General features: G+C 65.6%; 16 protein-coding genes. 10 read left to right on the top strand and 6 right to left on the bottom strand.

Features of this window, described 5'->3' with window-relative positions; all coding sequences use genetic code 11:
• The first annotated feature begins 24 nt into the window (after positions 1 to 24).
• The 8 genes from AC1C2M_RS09525 (at position 25) to AC1C2M_RS09560 (ending at position 15,568) form a co-directional block, all read left to right on the top strand.
• Positions 25 to 1,320: an FHA domain-containing protein gene (locus tag AC1C2M_RS09525; protein WP_495432815.1), complete on the top strand. Its 1,296-nt coding sequence runs from the start codon at positions 25 to 27 to the stop codon at positions 1,318 to 1,320.
• A 122-nt stretch (positions 1,321 to 1,442) separates the two neighbouring features.
• The gene (locus AC1C2M_RS09530; RefSeq protein WP_495432817.1) at positions 1,443 to 2,864 is read left to right on the top strand and encodes a serine/threonine-protein kinase; all 1,422 of its coding nucleotides are present in this window, start codon (positions 1,443 to 1,445) and stop codon (positions 2,862 to 2,864) included.
• Positions 2,834 to 8,704, top strand: coding sequence for an Ig-like domain-containing protein (locus AC1C2M_RS09535; protein WP_495436128.1), 5,871 nt, complete (start codon positions 2,834 to 2,836; stop codon positions 8,702 to 8,704). Before AC1C2M_RS09530 ends, AC1C2M_RS09535 begins: the two co-directional genes overlap by 31 nt.
• A gap of 53 nt (positions 8,705 to 8,757) precedes the next feature.
• Positions 8,758 to 9,726 carry an AAA family ATPase gene (locus AC1C2M_RS09540; protein ID WP_495433073.1) on the top strand — a complete coding sequence of 323 codons (969 nt, stop codon included), beginning with the start codon at positions 8,758 to 8,760 and terminating at the stop codon, positions 9,724 to 9,726.
• Positions 9,727 to 9,735: 9 nt separating this feature from the next.
• Positions 9,736 to 11,136: a DUF58 domain-containing protein gene (locus tag AC1C2M_RS09545; RefSeq protein ID WP_495436130.1), complete on the top strand. Its 1,401-nt coding sequence runs from the start codon at positions 9,736 to 9,738 to the stop codon at positions 11,134 to 11,136.
• The gene (locus tag AC1C2M_RS09550) at positions 11,133 to 13,424 is read left to right on the top strand and encodes a transglutaminase TgpA family protein (RefSeq protein ID WP_495436132.1); all 2,292 of its coding nucleotides are present in this window, start codon (positions 11,133 to 11,135) and stop codon (positions 13,422 to 13,424) included. Before AC1C2M_RS09545 ends, AC1C2M_RS09550 begins: the two co-directional genes overlap by 4 nt.
• Before the next feature lie 49 nt (positions 13,425 to 13,473).
• A complete protein-coding gene (gene ptsP, locus AC1C2M_RS09555; protein WP_495436133.1) occupies positions 13,474 to 15,108 on the top strand; it encodes a phosphoenolpyruvate--protein phosphotransferase in 1,635 nt (544 codons plus the stop codon).
• Between the two features lie 52 nt (positions 15,109 to 15,160).
• On the top strand, positions 15,161 to 15,568 hold the full coding sequence (locus AC1C2M_RS09560; RefSeq protein ID WP_495436135.1) for a hypothetical protein: 408 nt from the start codon (positions 15,161 to 15,163) through the stop codon (positions 15,566 to 15,568).
• Between the two features lie 90 nt (positions 15,569 to 15,658).
• Here AC1C2M_RS09560 and AC1C2M_RS09565 read toward each other — a convergent pair whose 3' ends face one another.
• From AC1C2M_RS09565 to sdhC, 4 genes are read right to left on the bottom strand one after another with little or no spacing between them, the layout of a single operon-like run.
• Positions 15,659 to 16,420, bottom strand: coding sequence for a succinate dehydrogenase iron-sulfur subunit (locus tag AC1C2M_RS09565; RefSeq protein WP_495436137.1), 762 nt, complete (start codon positions 16,418 to 16,420; stop codon positions 15,659 to 15,661).
• 2 nt (positions 16,421 to 16,422) lie between these two features.
• Positions 16,423 to 18,225 (bottom strand): succinate dehydrogenase flavoprotein subunit, encoded by a 1,803-nt coding sequence (sdhA, locus tag AC1C2M_RS09570; RefSeq protein WP_483405530.1) that lies wholly within the window; start codon positions 18,223 to 18,225, stop codon positions 16,423 to 16,425.
• Between the two features lie 28 nt (positions 18,226 to 18,253).
• Entirely contained in the window at positions 18,254 to 18,700 is a 447-nt protein-coding gene (locus AC1C2M_RS09575) for a succinate dehydrogenase hydrophobic membrane anchor subunit (protein WP_483405531.1), read from the bottom strand.
• A gap of 15 nt (positions 18,701 to 18,715) precedes the next feature.
• Positions 18,716 to 19,048: a succinate dehydrogenase, cytochrome b556 subunit gene (gene sdhC / locus AC1C2M_RS09580; protein WP_232528915.1), complete on the bottom strand. Its 333-nt coding sequence runs from the start codon at positions 19,046 to 19,048 to the stop codon at positions 18,716 to 18,718.
• A 276-nt stretch (positions 19,049 to 19,324) separates the two neighbouring features.
• Between sdhC and AC1C2M_RS09585 the strand changes: the two genes are divergently transcribed.
• Positions 19,325 to 20,440: a mannose-1-phosphate guanylyltransferase gene (locus AC1C2M_RS09585; RefSeq protein WP_495436139.1), complete on the top strand. Its 1,116-nt coding sequence runs from the start codon at positions 19,325 to 19,327 to the stop codon at positions 20,438 to 20,440.
• Between the two features lie 46 nt (positions 20,441 to 20,486).
• On the opposite strand, the gene AC1C2M_RS09590 is transcribed toward AC1C2M_RS09585, so the two are convergent.
• Both AC1C2M_RS09590 and AC1C2M_RS09595 read right to left on the bottom strand, forming a co-directional pair.
• Positions 20,487 to 21,662 (bottom strand): hypothetical protein, encoded by a 1,176-nt coding sequence (locus AC1C2M_RS09590; RefSeq protein ID WP_495436141.1) that lies wholly within the window; start codon positions 21,660 to 21,662, stop codon positions 20,487 to 20,489.
• Between the two features lie 96 nt (positions 21,663 to 21,758).
• Entirely contained in the window at positions 21,759 to 22,715 is a 957-nt protein-coding gene (locus AC1C2M_RS09595; RefSeq protein ID WP_495436142.1) for a 5'-3' exonuclease, read from the bottom strand.
• Between the two features lie 273 nt (positions 22,716 to 22,988).
• Between AC1C2M_RS09595 and AC1C2M_RS09600 the strand changes: the two genes are divergently transcribed.
• Positions 22,989 to 24,074: a BMP family lipoprotein gene (locus AC1C2M_RS09600; protein WP_495432826.1), complete on the top strand. Its 1,086-nt coding sequence runs from the start codon at positions 22,989 to 22,991 to the stop codon at positions 24,072 to 24,074.
• The last annotated feature ends 1 nt before the right edge of the window (position 24,075 follow it).

The following is a 24,075-nucleotide window of genomic DNA, read 5'->3' on the forward strand; positions in this document are numbered from 1 at the left end:
TTTTGAGACGGTTTGAGGGACGAAGTGACGACACTGCAGCGCACACGCATACGACCGGACTACCGCTATGCCATGACGAACCAGGGCCAGCCGTGGATCTACATCGCCGGGGACTCGATACTCGTGGCCATTCGCACTCCGTCGGAGCCGGCTGTGGTCGAGGCCCTCTGGGCCCTGGTCCACGGCGGTTCTGCGACGTTCGATCAAGTGACAGCCACAGTGCCGAACACGCGCGACGGAGCGCCTGCGTCCTTCGTCGTCGTCGAGCGCGCCGACGAGGGCGACAGCGGGTCAGCGCTCACCCTGCTCGTCCACGGCGATGGTGTGCTCGACCTGCGGGTGAATGAAGAGTGGCAGCGCATCGCCCCTCCGGCCGGTCAGGCCTGGTTGCGTGACTCGGTCACCGGTGTCTCGGCTTTCGCCACTGGCGCGCTCTCCCCGGGTTCCGGTTCCCCCGCCGGGGGAGTGTCGTTCCCGCTCGGGGCCGGAGTCATCGTCGCCAACCGGATCGACTGGTCAGCTGTCGCAGCGCCGACGGATGACGCGGTTCCCGCCCCGAGTTCAGCTCAGACCGAGACGACCGCGACACCGGCGGGCGCCCAGGCCCCTGATGCTTCAGCAGTCCCTGCGCCAGTTGCTCCGGCGTCGGCAGCCGCGCCAGGCGCATCATCGGTTACGCCAGCGGATGTTTCTCTCGCAGCGGCGGCGGGGCTCCCGCCCGTTCCACCATCCCCGTCAGCGCCCCCGGCCGACACGCCGTCCCTGACGCACCGTCCCGCTGCCGCCAGGCAATATTCGCCGGCCGAGACCGACACCATCATCCGCCCGCCGGTTCAGCGAGTGAAGGCGCAGGACGATCCCCAGATGCGCCACGACGGCCAGACGGTGCTTCGCCGCGACATCGCACCGCCGATCGAGGACGAGACGGTGCTGCGCGAAGCCCCGCTCGTGCCGGATGACCCCAAAACCCTCCTGTACGGTTTCCGCATCAACGGTGGCCAGGCGTACCCGCTGGACGCGGTGCACTACTTCGGCAGAAACCCACGGCAGCCCCGCATCCCGCTCCCGGACCCGTCACGCCTCGTTCCCGTTGTCTCTGCGTCGAAGTCGGTGTCTGCGACGCACCTCGAGATCAAGCAGATCGGCGACTCCATCGTCGCCACCGACCTCAAATCGACCAATGGTACGTCGGTGATCGCACCGCAGAGCCACTGGCAGCGCTTGCGCGCCGGGGAGAGCGTCGTCGTTATCCCAGGCACGTTTATCGACATCGGCGACGGCAACGTCATCGAAATACTGCCCCCCTGGCCGGGGGTATAGAAGTTTTGGTTTCTCCCTAGAATGGGAGAGAGGCCGAGGGGATTGCGGTAGTTGTTTTCCTTGTGCCCGTGAGCCGTCCTCTCGACGCGCAATTTCCAGATTGGGAGGACCATTTGCGCCGCTTGCCATCACTGCCTCCCGCTCTCCCGGGTTTCTCCTTTGTGCGGATTCTCGGTTCAGGTGGCTTCGCCGATGTCTTCCTGTACGAACAGGACAGCCCGCGCCGACAGGTCGCCGTCAAGGTGATGCTCTCCGAGTACGTCAACGTGGAAGTGCGCCGGATGTTTCAGGCGGAGGCAGACCTGATGGCGCAGCTGAGCCCTCATCCGGCGATCCTCACCGTCTATCAGTCGGGGGTCGCCTCAGACGGTCGGCCATACCTGGTGATGGAACTGTGCTCGGCGACGATCGGCGAGACATACCGTGATGACCCCCTGTCGGTCTCGGAAGCCCTTCGCATCGGCATCAAGATCGCCAGCGCCGTCGAGACGGCGCACCAGGCGGGTGTGCTGCACCGCGACATCAAGCCGGCCAACATTCTCATGACCGCCTACGGCAACCCCGTGCTCAGCGACTTCGGGATCGCCGGAACCCTCGGCGAGTCGGTGATCGACGACACAGTCGGAATGAGTATCCCCTGGTCAGCGCCGGAAGTGCTGCACAGTGAGACGAACGGGACGATCGCGAGCGAGGTGTTTTCACTCGCAGCGACGACGTACTCGTTGCTCGCCGGCCGGGCGCCGTTCGAGACCCCGCGACAGGACAACTCCTCGGCGTCGTTGATCTCCCGTGCGAGCAAGGGCAAGCCAGAGCCTCTCGGCCGCACAGACGTTCCGGACAAGCTCGAGCGCGTCCTGGCCCGCAGCATGTCGCGGCGTCCTGAGCAGCGTCCGCAGTCCGCCATGGAGTTCATTCGCGAGCTGCAGGGCGTTGAAGCCGAACTCGGCTTCGCCCAAACCCAGCCAGATGTCGCCGTTCACGCCTGGGCGCAGGCCGCCGTGGTGGATAACGCCGACAGCACCCGCGTCCACTCGATCCGCACGGTGGATCCCGGCAGACGGCGCCGTCGCACGGCCGAAGACGCCTTCCAGAGCCCCGGCGCCACCCGCGGCGCGGCCAGGGACTCCCGGTCAACGCCCGTCGCTGACCGAAGCTCGGGGGGCCAGGCGCCGCTCACGCACGGCCCCGCTTTTGTGACCGCCATCGTTATCTGCAGTGTCCTCGTTGTGCTCCTCGCCGTGACCACGGTCTTCGTCCTGATCAGGACCGCGGCATCCGACGCCATCCCGACGGTCGCTAATGTGGCCGCAGACCTTCGCGGGTCAATCGTGGTGTTCAGCTGGCCAGACCCGGGAATCGGAGACAGGGACTCCTTCCAGATCCGCATGCCGGACGGCGCGGCATCCATCCAGAAATCCACCGAATTCACCGTGGACGCCGAGCCGGGCGAACGTGCGTGCATCACGGTGCGGGTGATGCGGGACGGTGCTCTCGGTCCGTCGAGCAGCGAGAAGTGCGTCGACGTGCCGACTGGATCCGGCTGATGATCAGGGCCTGGATTCGCAAGCGCCGGTCGCTCATCGCGACGTTGACGAGTGGCACCGTAATCTGTGCCCTCATTGCGACGGCTGCGGTGATCTCTGACGGATACCGGGCACAACAACTCGATCTGGGCGACGGCGCGGTCTGGGTGGTCAACCAGGAGCGACAGGCCATCGGCCGCGCCAACACCCAGGTTTTTGAGCTGAACACAGCGGTCCGCGCAACCTCGACGCAGATCGAGGTGCTGCAGTCCGGAGAGACAGTGCTCCTCGTCGACAGGGTGCGCAGCTCGTTCGACATCATCGATCCGACGACCTCCGAGGTCACCGAGAGCGTCCCTCTGCCGCCGGGCGATACCGAGGTTGCGCTCGGCACCGAGCGGTTGGTGGTCGAGTCCGGCGGCGACATCTGGTTCGTCCCGCTCGTCGACCTCGCGACCTTCGATGCTGAGTCAGCACCGGCACTCTCTCTCGGGGCGGATGCCGTCACGTCGGTCAATGCGGACGGGGACCTGTTCGTCTTCGCGCCGGAAACCAGCAGCGTCTATCGGGTGCCGGCGGACTCCGACGCGGCCACCGACGTCACCGAGGTTCCCGAGCCGACCGGTGGCGTGCAGCTGAGCTCCGTCGGCCCGGATTTTGTTCTGCTCGACGAGGCAGAGTCGAGCATCAGCTTCGATGGTCGAATCGTGCAGCTTCCGGATGCGACAGGTGCCAGGCTGCAGCATCCGTCCACGTCGGGTGACCGCGTCCTGGTCGGACTCGACGGTGGCATCGTCGCGGTTCCGCGTGGTTCCGACGATGTAGCCGTGCTGAGAGACGGGGCGGCGGGGGCAGCGACCCGGCCGATCATCGCCGGGGACTGCGCGTACGGCGCGTGGTCGGACGGGTCGGTATTCACCGAGTGTGACGGCAGCGCAGACACCGCGCAGATCGACGGGCTCTCCGCGGCCGCGAACCTCGTCTTCCAGCCCAATGGTGCGCACGTGCTCCTCAACGACGTCGTCGGCGGAAATTCCTGGGCGGTTCAGGCGGGCAACCGGGTGATCGACAACTGGGACGATCTCGTCGCCCTCGACGATGACGAGCTCACGGTCGAGGACAACAACGAAGACACGCCCCCCGAATACGACGAGACGCAACAGCCGCCGACGGCCGTCGCCGACGACTTCGGCGCGCGGCCAGGGAGGACATCGCCGCTGCTCGTTCTCCTGAACGACTTCGACCCCAACGGTGACGTGCTGATGATCGACTCCGTCACATCGCTCCCGGAGAGCGCCGGGCGGGTCGATATCGTCAACAACTCCCAGCAGTTGCAGGTCACGCTCACGGTGGGCGCGACAGGCACCCACCAGTTCGACTACACCATCTCAGACGGCAGGGGCGGAACCGCGACGGCCACTGTCACAGTTGCGGTTCGCCAACCGACGGAGAATGCAGCGCCGGCCCAGATGAGGACGACCAAGGCGTCGGTTGCGAGCGGGGCCCGGCTGTCGCTCGCCGTCCTCGGCGACTGGGTCGACCCTGACGGTGACCCGTTCTACCTGACCCAGGCGAGTGTTGCTGCTCCCGACCTCGTCCAGCACACGCCAGACGGCACAGTGATCTTCACCGACGCAGGCCTCGGCGGCACGCTCAAGGAGATTGGCCTTGTCGTGTCAGACGGCTCACTCGACGGCACCGGCACCCTCGCGGTCACCGTGGCACCGGCGGGAAGCGTCCCCATCATCGCTGAATCGTTCCCCGTCATCGCACTCGCGGGTCGCGAGGTCGAGGTCGCGCCGCTCGTGCACGCCCGCGGCGGCTCCGGTCCGCTCCGGCTCGCCAACGTGCCGGCGAAGGACGGCGCGACGATCACCCCCGACTACGACAGCGGGACTTTTCGGTTCACCAGCACCGAGACGCGCACCCACCACATCGACTTCTCGGTCACGGACGGGACCGTGACAGCAACAGGGGTCGTCCGGATCCAGGTGATTGCCCCGCCCGACGCCGGGGCGAAGCCGGTCACTGTTCCACACACGGTGTTCGTCCGCGAGCAGAGCAGCGAGACCGTCGATGTGCTCGCCGGTGACTTCGACCCCGCCGGTGGCGTCCTGGTCCTGACCGGGGTGTCGAATATCGCGCCGCTCTCCGGCGTTCGGGTGGAGATCCTCGAACAGCGGATGCTGCGCATCACCCTGACCGCGCCGCTCGAGGCTCCGCTCTCGTTCAACTACAGCGTGTCGAACGGTGTTGCCGTTGCCGATGGCACGGTCACCGTGGTGGAGATCCCCAACCCGGTCAAGCGGCAACCGCCAGTGGCCTTTCCCGATACCGTTTCCGTGCGCGTCGGCGATGCCATTGATGTTCCTGTTCTCGCGAATGACACTCACCCTGAGGGCGACCCGCTGACGCTTGCGGCCGAGCTCGCGAGCCCGTTGCCCGAGCGCGGTGGGCTGCTCTTCACCGCGGGAAACATGTTGAGGTACCTCGCGCCGCAGACGCCGGGAAACTACACGGCGGTCTATCGGACGACGGCACCCGACGGGCAATGGTCGGACGCGCAGGTCACGTTTACCGTGCGCGAAGCCGACCTCGTCTCGAACGCGGCACCCGTGCCCAAGACGGTCGTCGCCCGGGTGTTCTCGGGCGAACGCGTCCGCATTACCGTCCCGCTCACCGGGATAGACCCGGACGGGGACTCCGTTCAGCTCATCGGGCAGAGCTCGAACCCGGGCAAGGGAGCCGTCGTCGGCGCCGGAAATGACTGGTTCGACTACGAGGCCGGGGCATACTCGGCGGGGACCGACAGCTTCGAGTACACGGTCGTCGACGCTCTCGGAAAACAGGCGACGGGACTCGTGCGAATCGGGATCAGCGCCAAGCTCGATGGCTCCCGTGTGCCGGTCGCCACGCCTGACGAGGTGCTCACCCGACCGGGATCGACTGTTGCCGTTCGCGTGCTGGCGAACGACTCAGATCCCGACGGCGGCGCGTTGACCGTGATCGGTGTCGAGCCGACGGGAGAGGGCGCGACCGCGGCCATCGACGGCGACGTGGTTCGCGTGACCGTTCCGAAGGGGGAGGGACGGTACGGCTTCATCTATGAGATCGAGAATGAGGGCGGCAACACCTCGAGTAACTTCCTCACCGTGGTCGCCCGTGACGATGCCCCACTCGCGCGCCCCATCGCATCCGACGTCGTCCTTACCATCGACGACATCCGCAATCGGGTGGTCATCGATGTCAACGTCCTGAAGAACGTCTTCTGGGCGGACGGACCGGCCTCGGAGCTCGACGTTTCAGTTCCGACGGGGTTCAGCGAGCTCGCCTCGGTGACGCCGTCCAAGCGGGTGCGGGTGACGCTCAGCACCGAGTCGCAAATAGTGCCGTTCCGGGTGAGCAACCCCGATGATCCCTCGGTTGGTGCCCTGGCGTTCATCTGGGTGCCAGGGCTCGATGCCGCCCTGCCGCAGCTGCGGCCTGGAATCAAACCGATCAGTGTGGTCAGCGGAGAGCCCGTCGTTATCGCGCTCAACGACTATGTCATCGCGGCCGCAGGGAAGACGGTGCGGCTGACGGATGCCGCCAGGGTGCGGGCGACGAACTCCGATGGTTCTGACCTCGTCGTCGACGCGTCAACACTTCGATACACGAGCACCGAGCTGTATTTCGGGCCGGCGTCGATCTCGTTCGAGGTCACGGACGGCGAGAGCGCGAGCGATCCGAACGGCAAGGTCGCAACGCTCGTTCTTCCGATCGAGGTGGCGTCCCGCGATAACCAGCCGCCCGTCTTCACCGGGGGTTCGATCGATTTCGAGCCGAGCCAGGTGAAGACCATCGACCTGGTCAAGCTCACGACGTATCCGTACGCGGATGATGTGGACGAACTGGAATACCGGGTGCTTGACCCTCGTCCGTCCGGGTTCACTGTGTCGATCCGGGGGCAGGAGCTCACGGTGACCGCTGCAGCCGACATCGAGCGCGGCGCATCGCCGAGCATTCTCATCGGTGTCCGCGACGCGGTGAATGACGGGGTGGCCGGTCGCATCCAGCTTGCGGTCGTGCCGTCGACGCGGCCGCTCGCTGTGCCGGCCGCCGACACGGTGATCGCCCAGCGGGGCACGTCGACACCGGTCGACGTGCTCGCCAACGACAGCGCAACCAACCCGTTCCCCGGCTCACCGCTCCGCGTGGTCGCGGTTCGCGGCCTGGATGGAGGAAACCTCCCCGCCGGGGTCAGCGTCGTGCCGAGCGCAGACAACTCCCGGTTGACGGTCACCGTCGCACAGGATGCCGCGGCCATCGATACCTCACTCCAGTACCAGGTTGCTGATGCCACTGGCGACCCGGCGCGGTACACGTGGGGCGCGGTACGAATCTCGGTCCAGGACCGCCCTGACCCTGTGTCCAACCTGCGTGTGACCGGATTCGGCGATCGGAAAATCTCGCTGAACTGGACACCGGGCGCGGCCAACAACTCACCCCTCTCCGGCTTCGACGTCGAGTTGTTCAGGGCGGGAACCCAGACCTCGCTCGGTGTCACGACCTGCGCATCCACGTCCTGCGAGGTCCCTACAGCGGGCAACGGCAGGGCGAACGCGGTTCGCGTTGAGGTCAGCGCACGCAACGCGAGGGGCGAGTCAGACCCGGTCCGATTTGGCGAACCGGTCTGGTCCGACGTCATCCCCGCCGCTCCGACCGGCCTGTCGGCCACGCCGCTCGACGGGGCCCTGCTGCTGAGCTGGAACGCGGTTCCGCGGCCGGGGCAGGGCAGCGATGTGCGGAACTATCAGGTGACCGTCGGGGGAGTATCCCGTGGTGAGATCAGCGCGTCCTCGTGCTCATCGACGTGCTCCACGCGTATCGGCGGCCTCAGCAATGGATCGAGCGTCGAGTTCTCGGTGTCCGCCCGCAACGACGCGATTCCGGCGCTCACCACCTGGAATGCCGCTTCGGACTCGGCAAAGCCTTTCGGTGCTCCTCGCGGCGGCGCAATCGCCGTATCGAGTGACGCCGCGAGTGCCAGCGCGACGGTCAGCTGGAGCGAGTTCGACGGAAACGGGGACCCGATCGGTGGATACTTCGTCGGGCGGTTGAGTTCCGGCTCAGCACCGTCCGACGCCTGCACGGTGTCATCGCCGCCGCCGGGGCAAGTGTCCGCACCCACAACAGGTGGCGCCATCGAGGACGTCGTTGCCGTCTCGCCAGGTACGTTCAGCCACACTTTCGACAACCTGACCAACGAAGGTTCGGGTTACTCGTTCGTGGTCTGGGGATACAACAGGGCCGGGTGTGCGGCGACCGAGGTGAAAACCGACATTGTCCGGCCGCTGCCCGGCGCCGTTTCTGTGACCGGGACCATGCGGTTCACCGACCCCTCTGAGACCGAACGCGATTATGCCGTCACGTCTGTCGCGCCAGCCGGTTTCACCTACGAGATCAGCATTCCCGGCAGCGGCAACTGGGAGGCGTTCAGCGGAAGCGGCTACCCGCGCCAGCTCCTCGGACTCGGCTTCGGCCAGCCCGTGTCGTTCGAGATCCGTGCGTGCAACACCTGGGGCAACCAGGCCTGCGGGCCGGTATCGCTGGACACGGCGCCGGAGCCATCGATCAGCCTGACTCCGTCAGCGCTGTCATACGATGCGACCCTCGCTACGTGGAGCTGGGCAGCCGATCCTGATAACGGTTCACTTCCTGTTTCGTATTCATGCGGGGCAGTGAACGACGCGACAATCACGGGGACCCGGACCGGGAACACTTGTGTCCTGAGCGCCCATCCCGCCGATAGCCAGGTGTGGATAGACGTCGTTGTAAAGGTTGACGAGGTCGACTACAAGAAATCCTTCTTCAGGCCATGATGGAGTCGACGGAATACCGCGTGAACCGCGGCATCACGAAAGGCACAACCCAGATGACAATGACATCCGAGCAGGCCACCTGGTTTGCGGGCGTGTGCGACCAGCTCGTCGAGAACGTCGAGCAGGTGCTCCTCGGCAAGAATCACGTGATCCGGCTGTCCTTCGTCGTGCTTCTCAGCCGCGGGCACCTCCTGCTCGAGGACGTGCCAGGCACGGGAAAGACCTCCATGGCCCGCGCCATGGCCGAGAGCATCGCCGGTGTCGCCAGCCGTGTGCAGTTCACGCCGGACCTCCTGCCGGGTGACATCACCGGTGTCAGCATCTACGACCAGCGCAGCGGGAGCTTTGACTTTCACCGCGGCCCCATCTTTGCGAACATCGTGCTGGCCGACGAGATCAACCGCGCAAGCCCCAAGACCCAGTCAGCGCTGCTCGAGGTCATGGAGGAGGGGCACGTCACAGTTGACGGGATCACCCACCCCGTCGGCACCCCGTTCATGGTCATCGCGACGCAGAACCCGGTCGAGCAGGCCGGCACCTACCGCCTGCCGGAAGCGCAACTCGACAGGTTCATGATGAAGACGTCGATCGGCTACCCGGACCACCAGTCCACGATCCGGATTCTCGAGGGCTCAGACCAATCGGAAGCGGTGGAGTTGACTCCGGTTGTTCCGGCGTCGACCATCGCCGAGATGACCCGACTCGCCACAACAGTGCACGTCGACGCGTCACTCCACGACTACGTCGCGAGGATCGTTGAGGGCACGCGGCAGGCCGCAGAGGTGCGGCTCGGGGCGAGCGTGCGCGGGGCGCTGTCCCTGGTGCGTGCATCGAAAACGCTCGCTGCGGCATCCGGCCGGTCATTTGTCATCCCCGACGACGTCAAGTCGCTGGCGGACACGGTGCTCGCGCACAGGCTCATTCTCGACGCCGAAGCGGAGTTCGACGGGGTGAATCCGTCGAACGTGATAGCCCAGGTCCTCATCGATACCCCACCACCGCGCGACGCGGCTGCGGCCTAGGACCGCGGCGTGGCCGGTCCGGGCGGCGTCAGGGTGGTGACGGCCGCACAGAAGAAGATCCAACCATCGCGATCGGTGTCGGCCGTCGCACCGGCACAACCGGACGTTCACAACGCGAGGATGCGACTCGTCGGCTCGAGAGAAGGAGTGCTGGCCGAAGGCGTGGTCGGTGCGGTTCGGTTCGGTCGGGCTGCCCGCACTGTGTTCGCCCGTTGGATCGGCGTGACGGACGTTGTCACCCCGCTGGGCTGGGCGGTCATCACGAGCGTCGTGCTCGCGTTTCTCACCGGCTACGGCCTGGGCTGGCAGGAACTCGTCGCCGGCGCGTGGGCAGGTGCTGTTGTGCTCGCGGTCGCGGCTCTCTTCCTCATCGGCCGGATGAGCCATGAGGCCGCGCTGACGCTGCCCGTCAGCCGGATCACCGCGGGCGAGCGGGCGGCGGTGCAGGTCGAAGTCCACAACCCGTCGCGACGGCTGCTGCCGGGTGTCCGGCTCGAGGTGCCTGTCGGCGAGGAAATCGCCGCGTTTCAGATCCCGGTGCTCGGCCAGGGAAGCACGTTCGAGGACGTGTTCACGGTGCCAGGCATTCACCGCGGCGTGATCCCCGTCGGCCCGGTCCGGGTCGTCCGGACCGATCCGCTCGGACTGGTCAGGCGCGAAAAGCAGTGGGACGAGAAGATCGACCTGTTCGTACACCCCAGGACCATCCCGGTACCGAGTCTCAGCACCGGGTTCGTGCGCGACCTTGAGGGCAACCCCACGCGCGACCTCACCGCGACAGACGTCTCTTTTCACGCCATCCGGGAGTACATGCCGGGCGACGAGCGCAGGTCGATTCACTGGAAGAGCACCGCGAAAACCGGACAGTTCATGGTGCGGCAGTTCGAAGAGACGCGCCGAAGCCATCTCATGGTGGCGCTGAGTCTCGCCGAGAGCGACTACTCCGGCGAGGATGATTTCGAGATGGCCGTGAGTGTCGCCGGCTCCCTCGGGGTGCGCGCCATCCGTGACGCCAGAACGGTCTCGGTCGTCGCGAGCGAGTCGACCCCCGAGTTCGCGCGGCGCAAGCTGTTCGCGATGAAGACTCTCGCCGCAATCAGCCCGTCGCGGCTGCTCGACGATCTCAGCAGGGTAGAACCGGGAGCTACAGCCCTGGACGTCTCCGACCTCGCCAGGGTCGCCGCAGACTCGATCGCGGGCATTTCGCTCGCGTTCCTCGTCTGCGGTTCCGCGGTGACTCCGGCGACGCTTCGACAGGCGTCTCGGCACCTCCCCGCGGGCGTCGAGGTCATCGCCGTTGTCTGCGACCCCGAGATCGTGCCAAGTTTCCGGACCGCCGGTGAGCTGTCTGTCCTCACCATCGGGTTCCTCGAGGACCTCCAGCAGGCGATGGCGAGAACCACGGCGTGACAAGTCTCAGCAAGGCCACCAGGAGCGTGCTGTGGAACACCGCGTTCACCGTCCTCGCCGTCGCCGCGGCCTCGGCACTGTGGTGGCCGATTTACCAGGTGACGCGGTTCGTGCTCGTCGCGGTCGTCGCGACAGCCCTTGGCGTCGCGATCGTCCTCATCGCCCGGAGGTTGCGGCTGCCTGGCTTCGCCGTCGTTCTCATCAGCGTGCTCGTGTACCTGCTCGTCGGGGTCCCGCTCGCCCTCCCCGATGAGACACTCTTCGGCGTTCTGCCGACCTGGCACGGGCTGGTCGACCTCGTTGTCGGCACGGGGCGGAGCTGGAAACAACTGGTCACGATCCTGCTTCCGGTCGGGGCGTACCAGGGGCTGCTCATTCCGCCGCTCGTCAGCATCCTGGCCGTGACAGTGATCACGCTGTCGATCGCCGTGAGGACCAGCCGGCCCGCATTCGCCGTTGCCTTGCCCATGCTCCTCGGCGTGCTCGGCATCGTCTTCGGCGGAGAGATCGGCTGGGAGTCCGTGCCGCTCGGACTTGCGGTGGCGGTCATCACGCTGGTCTGGCTGGTCTGGATCGGCCGGCAGTCGCCGGGCAAGGGGGATCGGACGGATGCTGTCGCGGCTGTTCGCACGTCGTCACGGGAGCGTCGCCGTGCCGCCATCGTGAGCGGGGTGAGTGCTGCGGTGATCATCGCCCTCGCAGCGTGCGGCGGCGCCGTCATGGCATCCGTTCTTCCACCGGCAGCGGAACGCCAGGTGGTTCGCTCGCACATCGAGCAACCATTCGATCCACGCGCATACCCGAGCCCGCTCTCCGCTTTCCGGAGCTTCCACCAGCCCGACACCGCCGGGATGGAAATGCTCACGGTTGCCGGCCTTCCCGAGGGCGGCCGCTTGCGGATGGCGACGCTCGACACATACGACGGCGTCGTCTTCTCGGCGGGGACGGAGGACGTGACGGCGGGCTCTGGGACGTTTGTCCGGGTGCCGTATCGCCTCGACCAGCAGGCAAGCGGCCGGATCGTCACCCTCGATGTGACGATAGCCGGTTACTCCTCGATCTGGGTGCCGGGTGCTGGACACCTCAGGCAGATCGACTTCGACGGACCACGCGCCGCGGGGCTGGCCGATTCATTCTTCTACAACGACATCACGGGAAGCTCGGCGGTGGTCGGCGGATTCGCGCCAGCGGACAGCTACCAGCTGGAATCCGTTGTCGCCCAGGCCCCATCGCTGACCGAACTCGTCAGGATCCGCCCGGGTGCAGTTGGCACCGGAAGCGCCATCGAGCTGCCCCGCGCCATGACCGAGCGGCTGGACGCGTACACCGCGGGGATTTCGGGCGCAGGGGCCAAGCTCGTCGCGATGATCGAGGGACTCAAGAGCGACGGATACATCAGCCACGGCGTCGGCGAGAACGAGCCGACGAGCCTGTCCGGGCACGGCATCGACCGCATCACCACGCTCTTCACCGAGCGACCGATGGTCGGTGATGAGGAGCAGTACTCGGTCGCCGCCGCCCTCATGGCCCGCCAGCTCGGGTTCCCCGCCCGCGTGGTCGTCGGGTTCCAGCCCTCGGTCCGGCAGGACGCGACGGTGACAGTGTCGGGCGATGACATCAGCGCGTGGATCGAGGTGCAGTCGAGTGACGGTACCTGGCTGACGGTCGACACCACCCCGCCGGTCAGGGAGATCCCGGAAAAGGAGCCGGATGAGCCGACCACTGTGTCCCGGCCGCAGTCCGTCGTTCAGCCACCCGTCGAGGAACGCGACGCCGACACCGAGCAGATTCCCGCCGAGGACAGCCTCGACGAGGAGGACGAACCGCTTGACCCCCTGCTCGCGGCTCTCCTTGTGGCGGCACAGGTCATCGGCGTACTCCTTCTCGTTGCCGCTGTGATCGCCTCGCCCTTCCTCGCGGTGATCGCGGCAAAGGCCAGGCGGCGCGCGCTCCGGCGCTCCCGCCGCACACCGTCGGAACGCATTCGCGCCGGCTGGCAGGAGTTTCAGGACACCGCTGTTGACTACGGCGTCGAACCGCCGCCATCGGCGACCCGGCGGGAGGTGGCGGCGGCTGCAGGCAGCAAGCGGGCCATCGCCCTCGCATCCGTCGCAGACCGGGCGACCTTCTCGGTGCAGAAGCCGAGCGACGAGGATGCCGATCTGGTGTGGACGGCCGTTGACGATCTGCGACGCTCATTCGGCCGGGCCCGTACGCGCCGCGAACGCCTCAGGGCGGCGACGTCGCTGCGCTCATTCAGGATCAGGCCCCGCCGTTCGGCACCGTAGCCGGGAGCCTGGGCGAGGTATGGTCGGATGCACCGGAGAAAGGTGCAACATGTTGCTGCGCGGCACTGGAGTCGGCCGGGGTATTGCGATTGGACCCGTCGTCCGAATGCCGGACCCGCTGTCCGAGCCCGATGAGAAGAGGCGGACGACCGACGCCGACAGCGAGTATTCGCGGGCGCTGGCCGCGCTGACAACAGTCGCTGCCGATCTCACGGATCGTGCCGGACGAGCGGGCGGCGAAGCCGAGGGAGTGATTCACGCACAGGCGATGATGACCCAGGACCCCGCGCTCCTCGATGACGTACGATCCAGGATCGATGCCGGTTCCACCGCGGAACGGGCGGTCTTCGAGGCGTTTCACAGCGTCAGGCAATTGCTGCTGTCGATGGGAGGCAGCCCGGCAGACCGCGCTGTCGATGTCGCCGATGTCTCCCAGCGTGTGATCGCACAGCTTCGAGGTGTCGCGCCGCCCGGTGTTCCCAGTGTCGACTACCCGTTCGTTCTCCTCGCCAGGGACCTCGCACCGTCAGACGCTGCGATGCTCGACATCGGGCAGGTGCTCGGGCTCGTCACGCTCGGGGGAGGGCCAACGTCGCACACCGCGATTCTCGCGAGGTCGAAGGGGATCGTCGCCGTCGTCGGTGTTGCGGATGCCGCTGGGATCGACGACGGGGCGACGGTGCTCCTCGACGCGGGGGAGGGAACCGTCACAGTGGCGCCGACCGCGGAGGAGATCGCCGCGTCACGTGAACGGCTCCTGGCGCGACGGGTTGCCGTCCCGGTCGGGCCTGGCACCCTCGCCGATGGCACCGGAATCGAACTGCTTGCAAACATTGGCAGCCCGGACGAGGCGGAAGCCGCCCTCCAGCAGGGCGCTGAGGGGATCGGGCTGTTCCGCACCGAGTTCCTGTTCTTCGGCGCGCGCACCGCGCCGACAGTGGCTGAACAGCAGGCTGTCTACCGGCGGCTGTTCGCGGCGTGTGAGGGCAAACGGGTGGTCGTACGAACCCTCGACGCCGGCAGCGACAAACCGCTGTCCTTTCTCGGAACGGGCGCTGAAGAGAACCCGGCACTCGGGGTCCGCGGCATCCGTGCCCTTCGCGCGCATGAAACCGTGCTCCGCGACCAGCTCCTTGCCCTGGCCGCCGCAGACGCCGAAACCGATGCCGATGTCTGGGTGATGGCTCCGATGGTGGCGGATGCCGATGAGACCGGTTACTTCGTCGCCCTCGCGCGCTCTCTCGGCATCCGTGTTGCCGGCGTGATGGCAGAGGTGCCCTCGTGCGCGCTCATGGCGGGGCAGGTGCTCGGGATCGCCGATTTCGTGTCGATCGGCACCAACGACCTCACCCAGTACACACTCGCCGCTGATCGGAGGCTTGCCGCTGTTGCCGGATACTCGGACCCGTGGCACCCGGCGGTCCTTCGCCTGGTGAAGATGCTCGGAGATGCGGGGACCCAGTCAGGCCGCCCGGTGGGGGTGTGCGGGGAAGCGGCGGCAGATCCGATGCTTGCCGTTGTCCTCGTCGGGCTCGGAGTCTCCAGCCTGTCGATGGCGCCGTCGGCACTCGACGCGGTGCGCACCCAGTTGCGGCAGCACACGCTCGAGCATGCCAGGGCGCTCGCGGTTGCCGCGCTCGGCGCGTCGACGGGCGCTGAAGCCCGGGCACGCGTCCGCGACTGACGCTGGGCGGACGGGAGAGAGGGAATCCGGGGGCGATCGATATACTCGCCGCATGCGGATCCGCCCCGTAGATCTCGTCGACGTCCTGGTCTATCTCGTGGTGCTTGGGGTGTTCATCCAGCTGTTTCCCGACGTCATATCCGAAACGTTCCTGTTGGCGTTCCTGACGGCAGTCCTCCTGAAAGTCGTCCTTGAGGTCGTGCTGAGGGCGAAAAAGAAAATCGTCGCGCGGATCCGGTCGGCTGACAGTCTTCTGGTTCGAATCGTCAGCGCGATCACCCTGTTGCTCGTGCTGCCGGGGAGCAAGTTCGCGGTGCTTGAACTGGTTGCCCTGGTATTCGGCGACGCCGTCCATCTCGGCGGATTCTTTCAAGTGACCGCACTGATCATCGTTCTCATGCTTGCCAGAGGCGGCGTGCGATGGGTGCTCAGCCGGACCGACGGGAGCGCATCAACTTAACCGGCATCGGGCTAAACGGGGCATCGGGGCGCAGCAACGACGAAACCCCCGCTCACAAGAGCGAGGGTTTCGAGGAGAGTGTGACGAGCGTTACGCCTTGCCGCGCATGATGGCCTGCTTGACCTCTGCGATCGCCTGCGTGACCTGGATGCCGCGGGGGCAGGCATCCGTGCAGTTGAAGGTGGTGCGGCAACGCCAGACGCCTTCTTTGTCGTTGAGGATGTCGAGGCGAACCTTGGCGGCGTCATCCCGGGAATCGAAGATGAACCGGTGCGCGTTCACGATCGCTGCCGGACCGAAGTACTGGCCATCGGTCCAGAAGATCGGGCAGGACGAGGTGCACGCTGCGCAGAGAATGCACTTGGTCGTGTCGTCGAAGCGAGCGCGGTCGGCGACGGACTGGATCCGCTCCTTGCCTGCACCCGGCTTCGAGGACGGGATCAGGAACGGCTGGACCTCGCGGAACGACTCGAAGAACGGGTCCATGTCGACGATGAGATCCTTCTCGAGCGGAAGTCCCTTGATCGCTTCGACGTAGATCGGCTTCGAAATGTCGAGGTCCTTGATGAGCGTCTTGCACGCCAGGCGGTTACGGCCGTTGATGCGCATGGCATCCGAACCGCAAATACCGTGTGCACAGGAGCGGCGGAAGGTCAGTGACCCGTCCTGTTCCCACTTGATCTTGTGCAGCGCATCGAGGATGCGGTCGGTCGAGAACATTTCGACGTCATAGTCGACCCACCTGGGCTCGTCGTCAACTTCCGGGTCGAACCGGCGAACGATGAGGGTGACGATGAACGGCTTCAGGGCGTCGTCCACCGGTGCCGGAGCGTCAAGAGTGGCTGTTGACATGTCTAGTACTTCCTCTCCATCGGCTGGTAGCGGGTCATCACGACGGGCTTCCAGTCCAGGCGGATGTGGTCGGCGGCATCCGAAGAATGCGGGTCGCCGGTCAGGTACGCCATCGTGTGTTTCATGTAGTTCTCGTCGTCGCGGTCGGGGAAGTCGTCGCGCATGTGGCCGCCACGGCTCTCCTTGCGGTTACGGGCGGAGTAGACGACGACCTCGGCTAGGTCGAGCAGGAAGCCGAGCTCGATGGCCTCGAGCAGGTCGGTGTTGTACCTGCGGCCCTTGTCCTGGACGCCGACGTTCATGTACCGATCGCGAAGGTGCTGAATCGTGTCGGTGACCTCAGAGAGCGACTCGTCGGTGCGGAAGACCTGCGCCTTCATGTCCATCTGTTCCTGGAGCTCCTTGCGGAGCACCGAGATTCGCTCGGTTCCCGGGTTGCTGCGCATGCCCTCGATCATCTCGCGCACAAAGGCGGCGGGGTCCTCGGGCAGCGGCAGGAACTCGGCGGTCTGCACGTACTGGACAGCGTTGTTTCCGGCTCGCTTGCCGAAAACGTTGATGTCGAGCAGGGAGTTGGTGCCGAGCCGGTTCGAGCCGTGCACCGAGACACAGGCGCACTCACCGGCGGCGTAGAGGCCGGGAACGACAGTCGTGTTGTCGCGGAGCACCTCTGCGTTGTTGTTGGTCGGGATTCCGCCCATCGCGTAGTGCGCCGTCGGCATCACAGGCACCGGCTCGGTGACCGGGTCGACGCCGAGGTAAGTGCGCGCGAACTCGGTGATGTCGGGGAGTTTGGTCTCGAGGACCTCGGCGCCGAGGTGGGTGCAGTCGAGGTAGACGTAGTCCTTGTTCGGACCGGCGCCGCGGCCTTCAGCTACTTCCTTGACCATGCAGCGCGCAACGATGTCGCGGGGGGCGAGGTCCTTGATGGTCGGGGCGTAGCGTTCCATGAACCGCTCGCCGCTCGCATTGCGGAGGATGGCTCCCTCGCCACGGGCACCCTCGGTGAGGAGGATGCCGAGACCGGCGAGCCCGGTCGGGTGGAACTGGAAGAACTCCATGTCTTCGAGCGGGAGCTTCTTGCGCCAGATGATGCCGACGCCGTCGCCCGTGAGGGTGTGCGCGTTCGAGGTGGTCTTGAAGATTTTGCCGAATCCACCGGTGGCGAAGATCGTCGCCTTCGAGTGGAAGACGTGCAGGTCACCTGTGGACAATTCGTATGCGACAACACCGGCGGGCTGTTCGACTCCGTCGACCTCGCTCATGATGACGTCGAGCACGTAGAACTCGTTGAAGAAGTTGATGCCGAGGCGAACGCAGTTCTGGAACAGCGTCTGGAGGATCATGTGGCCGGTGCGGTCGGCGGCGTAGCAGGCACGGCGAACAGGGGCCTTGCCGTGGTCGCGGGTGTGGCCACCGAACCGGCGCTGGTCGATCTTGCCCTCTGGCGTCCGGTTGAACGGCAGACCCATGTTTTCCAGGTCGATCACCGCGTCGATGGCTTCCTTGGCAAGGATCTCCGCAGCGTCCTGGTCGACGAGGTAGTCGCCACCCTTGACCGTGTCAAAGGTGTGCCACTCCCAGCTGTCTTCTTCGACGTTGGCGAGGGCCGCCGCCATGCCGCCCTGAGCCGCGCCGGTGTGCGAGCGGGTCGGATACAGCTTGGAAATCACAGCGGTCTTCGCGCCGGGGCCTGCCTCGATGGCTGCCCGCATGCCGGCGCCGCCGGCGCCAACGATGACGATGTCGAACTGGTGGTAGTGAACTCCATCGATGATGGTGGAGTCGCTTGGGTCCTGAGTCACAGATGCATCCAAAATGTTCAGTTGTTCGTTACGCGGCGCAGAACGAGGGGAGGAGATCGGCGGGCTGGCCGACGGGGCACGGGTCGAACGTGAAGACCACGAGGGTTCCGAGGAGGATGAGGATGGCGACGGCAGCGAAGATCGCACCCTTGAGGATGCCTCGCGTCATCTTTCCGCGGGCGTAGTCGTTCACGATGGTGCGCATGCCGTTACCGCCGTGGATGAGGGCGAGCCAGAGCATCGCGACATCCCACCACTGCCAGAACGGATCGGCCCACTTGCCGCCGACGAACGCGAAGTCGATCGCCTTGACGCCGTCGCCGACGATGAGGTTCATGAAGAGGTGTCCGAAAATGAGCACGACCAGGATGACACCGGAGGCGCGCATGTAGATCCAGCCCCACTTTTCCCAGTTGACTCCCTTTTTGCGGGCGGGACGTACCGGGGTACGGGGAGCTTCGATTGTTTGCGACATGAGGTTCTCCCCTTTCTAGTGGCTGAAGACGTTGATGAGGTGGCGGGGCACGAAGCCGAGCATCGTGATGACCCAGAGCGCGATGACCACGTAGAACATCACCTTCTGGTACTTCGAGCCCTTCTGCCAGAAGTCGATGAGCACGATGCGCAGACCGTTGAAGGCGTGGAAAACGATCGCGCCGACGAGTGCGACCTCACCGAGGCCCATGATGGGCGTCTGGTAGGTGCCGATGACCGCGTTGTACGCCTCGGGTGACACGCGCACGAGCGCGGTATCGAGGACGTGAACGAGGAGGAAGAAGAAGATAGCGACACCGGTGATGCGGTGCAGGACCCACGACCACATGCCTTCACGGCCCCGGTACAGGGTTCCTGCCGGGCGTCGGGAGGTGGTCGTGCTCAATGGTGGTGTTCTTTTTTCAGTCTGCACTGACACGAACGGCCCTCCCTGATCGAAGCCAAGAAACCACCGACTTCGGCGGTCGTGCGTCACAACGGCGCGTTCTGACAGTCTACGTTCACCGTCGCCGGTTCGCCGGTTAGGCGAACCTAAGTGTCTCGACATCAAGACAAACGACGAGGCTCCCGCGCCCGTTCAGCCCGTCACGGTACCCTGAGTTCCATGACAAGTCCTCTCGAACGCTTCTTCAGCGTTATCCCTGCCGGCGGAATCGGGTCACGACTGTGGCCGCTGTCGCGAGCAGATGCACCCAAGTTCCTGCACGACCTGACTGGGTCGGGAAGCACTCTTCTTCGCGCGACGTGGGACAGGCTCGCCCCCCTTTCCGGCGAAGACCGCATCATGGTGGTCACCGGTCGCGCGCATCGCGCAGCCGTCGAATCGCAGCTGCCCAACCTCCTCGACGAGAACGTCGTACTCGAGAGCGAGCCCCGTGATTCCTCTGCGGCGATCGGTCTCGCCGCCGCAATCCTGCTCCGTCGTGACCCGGACGTGATCATCGGCTCATTCGCTGCCGACCACGTCATCAACGGCGACAAGGTGTTCCGTGAAACCGTCAGCCAGGCGATCATGGCTGCGGATGCCGGATACATCACGACCATTGGTATCCAGCCGACCGAGCCGGCGATCGGCTTTGGGTACATCCACTGCCTCTCTCCTCTCGCGGTTGAGGGTGCCAGCTCCGCCATGCTCGTCGATTCCTTCGTCGAGAAGCCCGACCTCAAGACGGCGAAGGCGTATGTCGCCGACGGCGGTTACTTCTGGAATGCCGGCATGTTCATCAGTCGCGCGGACGTCCTCCTCGAAGAACTCGCGAAGAATCAGCCGGAACTGCACAAGGGCCTGCTCGCGCTCGCTGACGTCTGGGACGACCCTGCTGCGCGCGGACCAGCGGTCGATCGGATCTGGCCAGGCCTGCCCAAGATCGCGATCGATTACTCCGTCGCGGAGCCCGCGGCGGCGGCAGGACGACTCGCGGTCATCCCCGGATACTTCGACTGGGACGATGTCGGAGATTTCGCGTCGCTCGCGAAACTGAACTCTGGCGGACGTAAAGCGGAACTCGCGATTCTCGGCGAGAACGCCCGGGTCCTGTCGGATGCTTCGAGCGGCATTGTGGTCAGCCAGACCACCCGGGTGATCAGCCTGATCGGTGTCAAGGACATTGTGGTCGTCGACACACCGGACGCCCTGCTCGTCACGACGAGTGCCAATGCTCAGAGGGTCAAGAGCGTTGTCGACGCACTCAAGCTCTCCGGCCGGGACGACGTCCTGTAGCACCCCGCTGAAGGGTCGTCGCCTCCCGAGGAACCGACGACCCTTCTCAGCCCCGGCGCCGAATCCGCGATTCCGTCCACCTCAGCGGCGCCGTCAGGTTCCAGGACTTCGTGCTGCGAATCTCGGCCACGTCTCGTTCGGCGGCGTTCGCCCGGGTCTCGGCAGCAACGGCGCGCTCGATGTTCGCGGCCAGGTCGGCGCGAAGGCGCGAGACCTCCCTCTCGGAATCGTCGAGCTGCGCCTTCAGCCCCGCCGCGTGCTCGGTGACTGAGGTGACCTCGGCGATGGCCGCATCGCGTGCCTCGATGGCCGCATCGCGCGCCGCCAGGATCGAGGCCAGGCTATCGCCGGCCTGGGCGGCCCACATCGCGTGTTCCTCGTCGTCCAGGATCGGGATGAGGTTTTCGAGCGGCTCTTCGAAGTGCTGGATGACGGTCGACTCCTCTCTCGGGGTGTCGTAGCCCAGTGCTTCGAAGACCTCGGGCGTGAAGTGCTCGCCCGTGACCCCGATGTACTCACCGAACGACAGGGCGGTCGTGACCGCAAGCTTGCCCGTTCTCCTCCGAATTGCCTGTTTGACGGCATCCTGGCTCGTGCCAAGCGGGAAGACTCCTGACGGCGCCAGGCTCGCGTTGATGGCCTCTCCGCTTCTCTGGAAGTAGCTGCTGTCAGCCATGGCGCCGAGATAGCGGTCGACGATGGGCCGCCGCTCCTCATAGTGTGACCGGCGGAGCGCGAATGCCCAGGCGTGGTCCATGGGATAGAGGGTGTCGAGTCCGCGGTTCCGTGCAACCCGGGTGTCACCGGTTGCTGAAGCAATCGCGATCCTGCCGAACGGCGTCACGTAGTCCAGAAGAGCAGACAGCGCCTCGGTGTACAGGGGGGAGAGGACATAGTCGTCTTCGAGGAAGACCGCCCATTCGCCAGGCCGCTCGAAAGCGGCAGCCTCGACCGCCGCAAAATGCGCGGCGATGCCGAGGTTGACCGGCTGCGACATGACCGTCGCTTCGGGGAATCTGTCGCGCACGAGTTCCGCGATTTCGCCGGTCCGGTCAACTCGACCGAGGTGCTCGTCCTTGGACCCGCTGTACCCGTCGATCGAAAAGATCATGTCGTCCGGCGAGACCTGAAGCCGCTGCCTGGCGAGAGAATCGAGGAATCGGGAAGTTTCTTCCGGGCGGTTGAAGAGCAGCGTGGCGACTGTGTAACGAAAACGGTCCATGCGTCCATCCTCCCCCGGATGAGTGACAGCCCCCAACCTGGCGTGGGTCCCTCTGGCCACCGTTCACTCCGGGCGCCGTTCCCTCAGGGCGCGGTCTCACTCCGAAGCGTCGGCCGGACCCGCTGCTGTCGGATTTCCGAGCGCGCTGAGCGCCCGGTCCGCCGCGCCCCCGAGGCCGAGGTCGACCGCGAGCTGCCTCGCTGCAGCCAGTTTTTCAATCGGCAGTGGGGTGATGCTCGCCTCGGGGACCTCCAGGTCGAGGGTGCGGACGACGCCGACGACGGTTGGCGCAACTTTCAGGTAGTCGGCGGCGGCGAGAACTTTTGCTCTGACCGACTCAGACATCCCTTCATTGGGTTCAGCGCTTGCCGTGATAATCGCGTCGAGATCGCCGAAGGTCCCGATCAGGCCGGCTGCGGTCTTGTCGCCGACGCCGGCGACGCCCGGCAATCCGTCAGAGGGATCACCGCGAAGGGCGGCGAAGTCGGCGTACTGGGAGGCCTCAACCCCGTACTTATCCCGAACAACGCTCTCGGTGACGACCTCGAGCTTGCTCATTCCGCGCGCGGTATAAATCACACGTATGCCTCTGGCGTCGTCCACAAGCTGGAACAGGTCCCTGTCTCCAGTGACCACGTCGACGGGGCCGGTTGCCTGGGTCGCGAGGCTGCCGATGACGTCGTCGGCTTCGTGCTCGGGTGCGCCGATGACGGCGATCCCGAAGGCGTCGAGGACCTGCCTGATGATCGGGATCTGGGCGAGCAGAAGTTCCGGTGTCTCCTCGACATAGGGTCCGTCTGGCACGACCTCGGCAACGCGGTGCTCCTTGTAGCTGGGAAGGAGGTCGACCCGCCACCCCGGCCTCCAGTCGTCGTCCCAGCACGCGATGAGTTCGGCCGGCTGGTACTCGGTGACCAGTTTCGCAATGAAATCAAGAAGCCCGCGCACGGCGTTGATGGGAGTACCGTCCGGTGTACGGAGGGTGTCAGGCAGTCCGTGGAACGCACGGAAATACAGGGAGGCCGTGTCGAGGAGCATCAATGGTCCGGTCATGAGTCGATTCTGGCACTGGGCGATGCGGGCAGAGGTGATCCGGGCGTCCCTGCGCGACAGTCCCGACGCTGCACATTTGTGCGCATGCGCGCTCATCGGTGCTCATAAGAGCACGACGAACCTCGCACGGGGGGTTCCGTTTAGGCTCACGGGAGCAGCTATGTAACGCTTCTGTTTCGAGAGATGCTCACGGCGTCGTGGGCTGAATACTTTCGGTAACGTGGCGGATACCCGCCCTCGCGAGCCCCGCAGGGCAGCATCCTGGAGGATACATTGACAATCAACACCCGTAAGGCTGCCTTTGTCGGCCTTGCCAGCGCAGGCGTTATCGCCCTGCTTGCCGGCTGTGGTCAGGCGCCCGCCGAGAGCGGCGACTCAAACGAGGCGGCATCCGACTTCCTCCCCTGCATCGTTTCTGACGCAGGGGGATTCGACGACAAGTCCTTCAACCAGTCCAGCTATGAGGGCATGGTCGAGGCGGCTGACGAGCTCGGCGTCGAAATCAAAGAGGTCGAGAGCGATACCGAAGATGACTACGCTCCGAACATCACCAGCCTCGTCGACCAGGGCTGCGACCTGATTGCGACCATCGGCTTCGCCCTCGCCGACGCGACGAAGGCCGCTGCCGAGGAAAACCCCGACGTCAACTTCATCATGCTCGATGACAACTCGATCGAGGCTGACAACGTCAAGCCGATCATCTACGACACGGCCGAGGCGGCATTCCTCGCCGGCTACGCGGCGGCGGACTACTCCAAGACCGGCGTCGTCGGTACCTTCGGTGGAATGCAGTTCCCGACGGTCACCATCTTCATGGATGGCTTCGCCGAGGGTGTTGAGTACTACAACCAGCAGAAGGGGACCGACGTCAAGGTTGTCGGCTGGGATGTCGAAAGCCAGACCGGTTCGTTCACCGGCGGCTTCGAGGCCAATGACACAGCCAAGCAGCTGGCGACGACGCTCATCGGGCAGGACGCAGACGTTCTGCTTCCGGTCGGTGGACCGATCTTCCTCAGCGCCATCGAGGCAATCAACGACTCGGGCAAGGATGTCGCGATGATCGGTGTCGACGCTGACCTCTACGAAACCGCTGATTCGGGCAACGAGCTCTTCCTGACCTCGATCCTCAAGCAGATGAAGTCCGGCGTCAACGACGTCGTCCTCGAAGCGGGCGACGACGCGTTCGACGCGACCCCGTACGTCGGGACGCTTGAGAACGACGGAGTTGGCATCGCGCCGTTCCACGACTTCGAGGGCAAGGTCAACGACACGCTGCAGGCTGAGCTCGACGAGATCAAGGCAGGCATCATCGACGGGTCCATCGAGGTCAACTCGCCGTCGTCACCTGCGGCTGAGTAGT

This window comes from Mycetocola sp. Y444 (assembly GCF_059445295.1).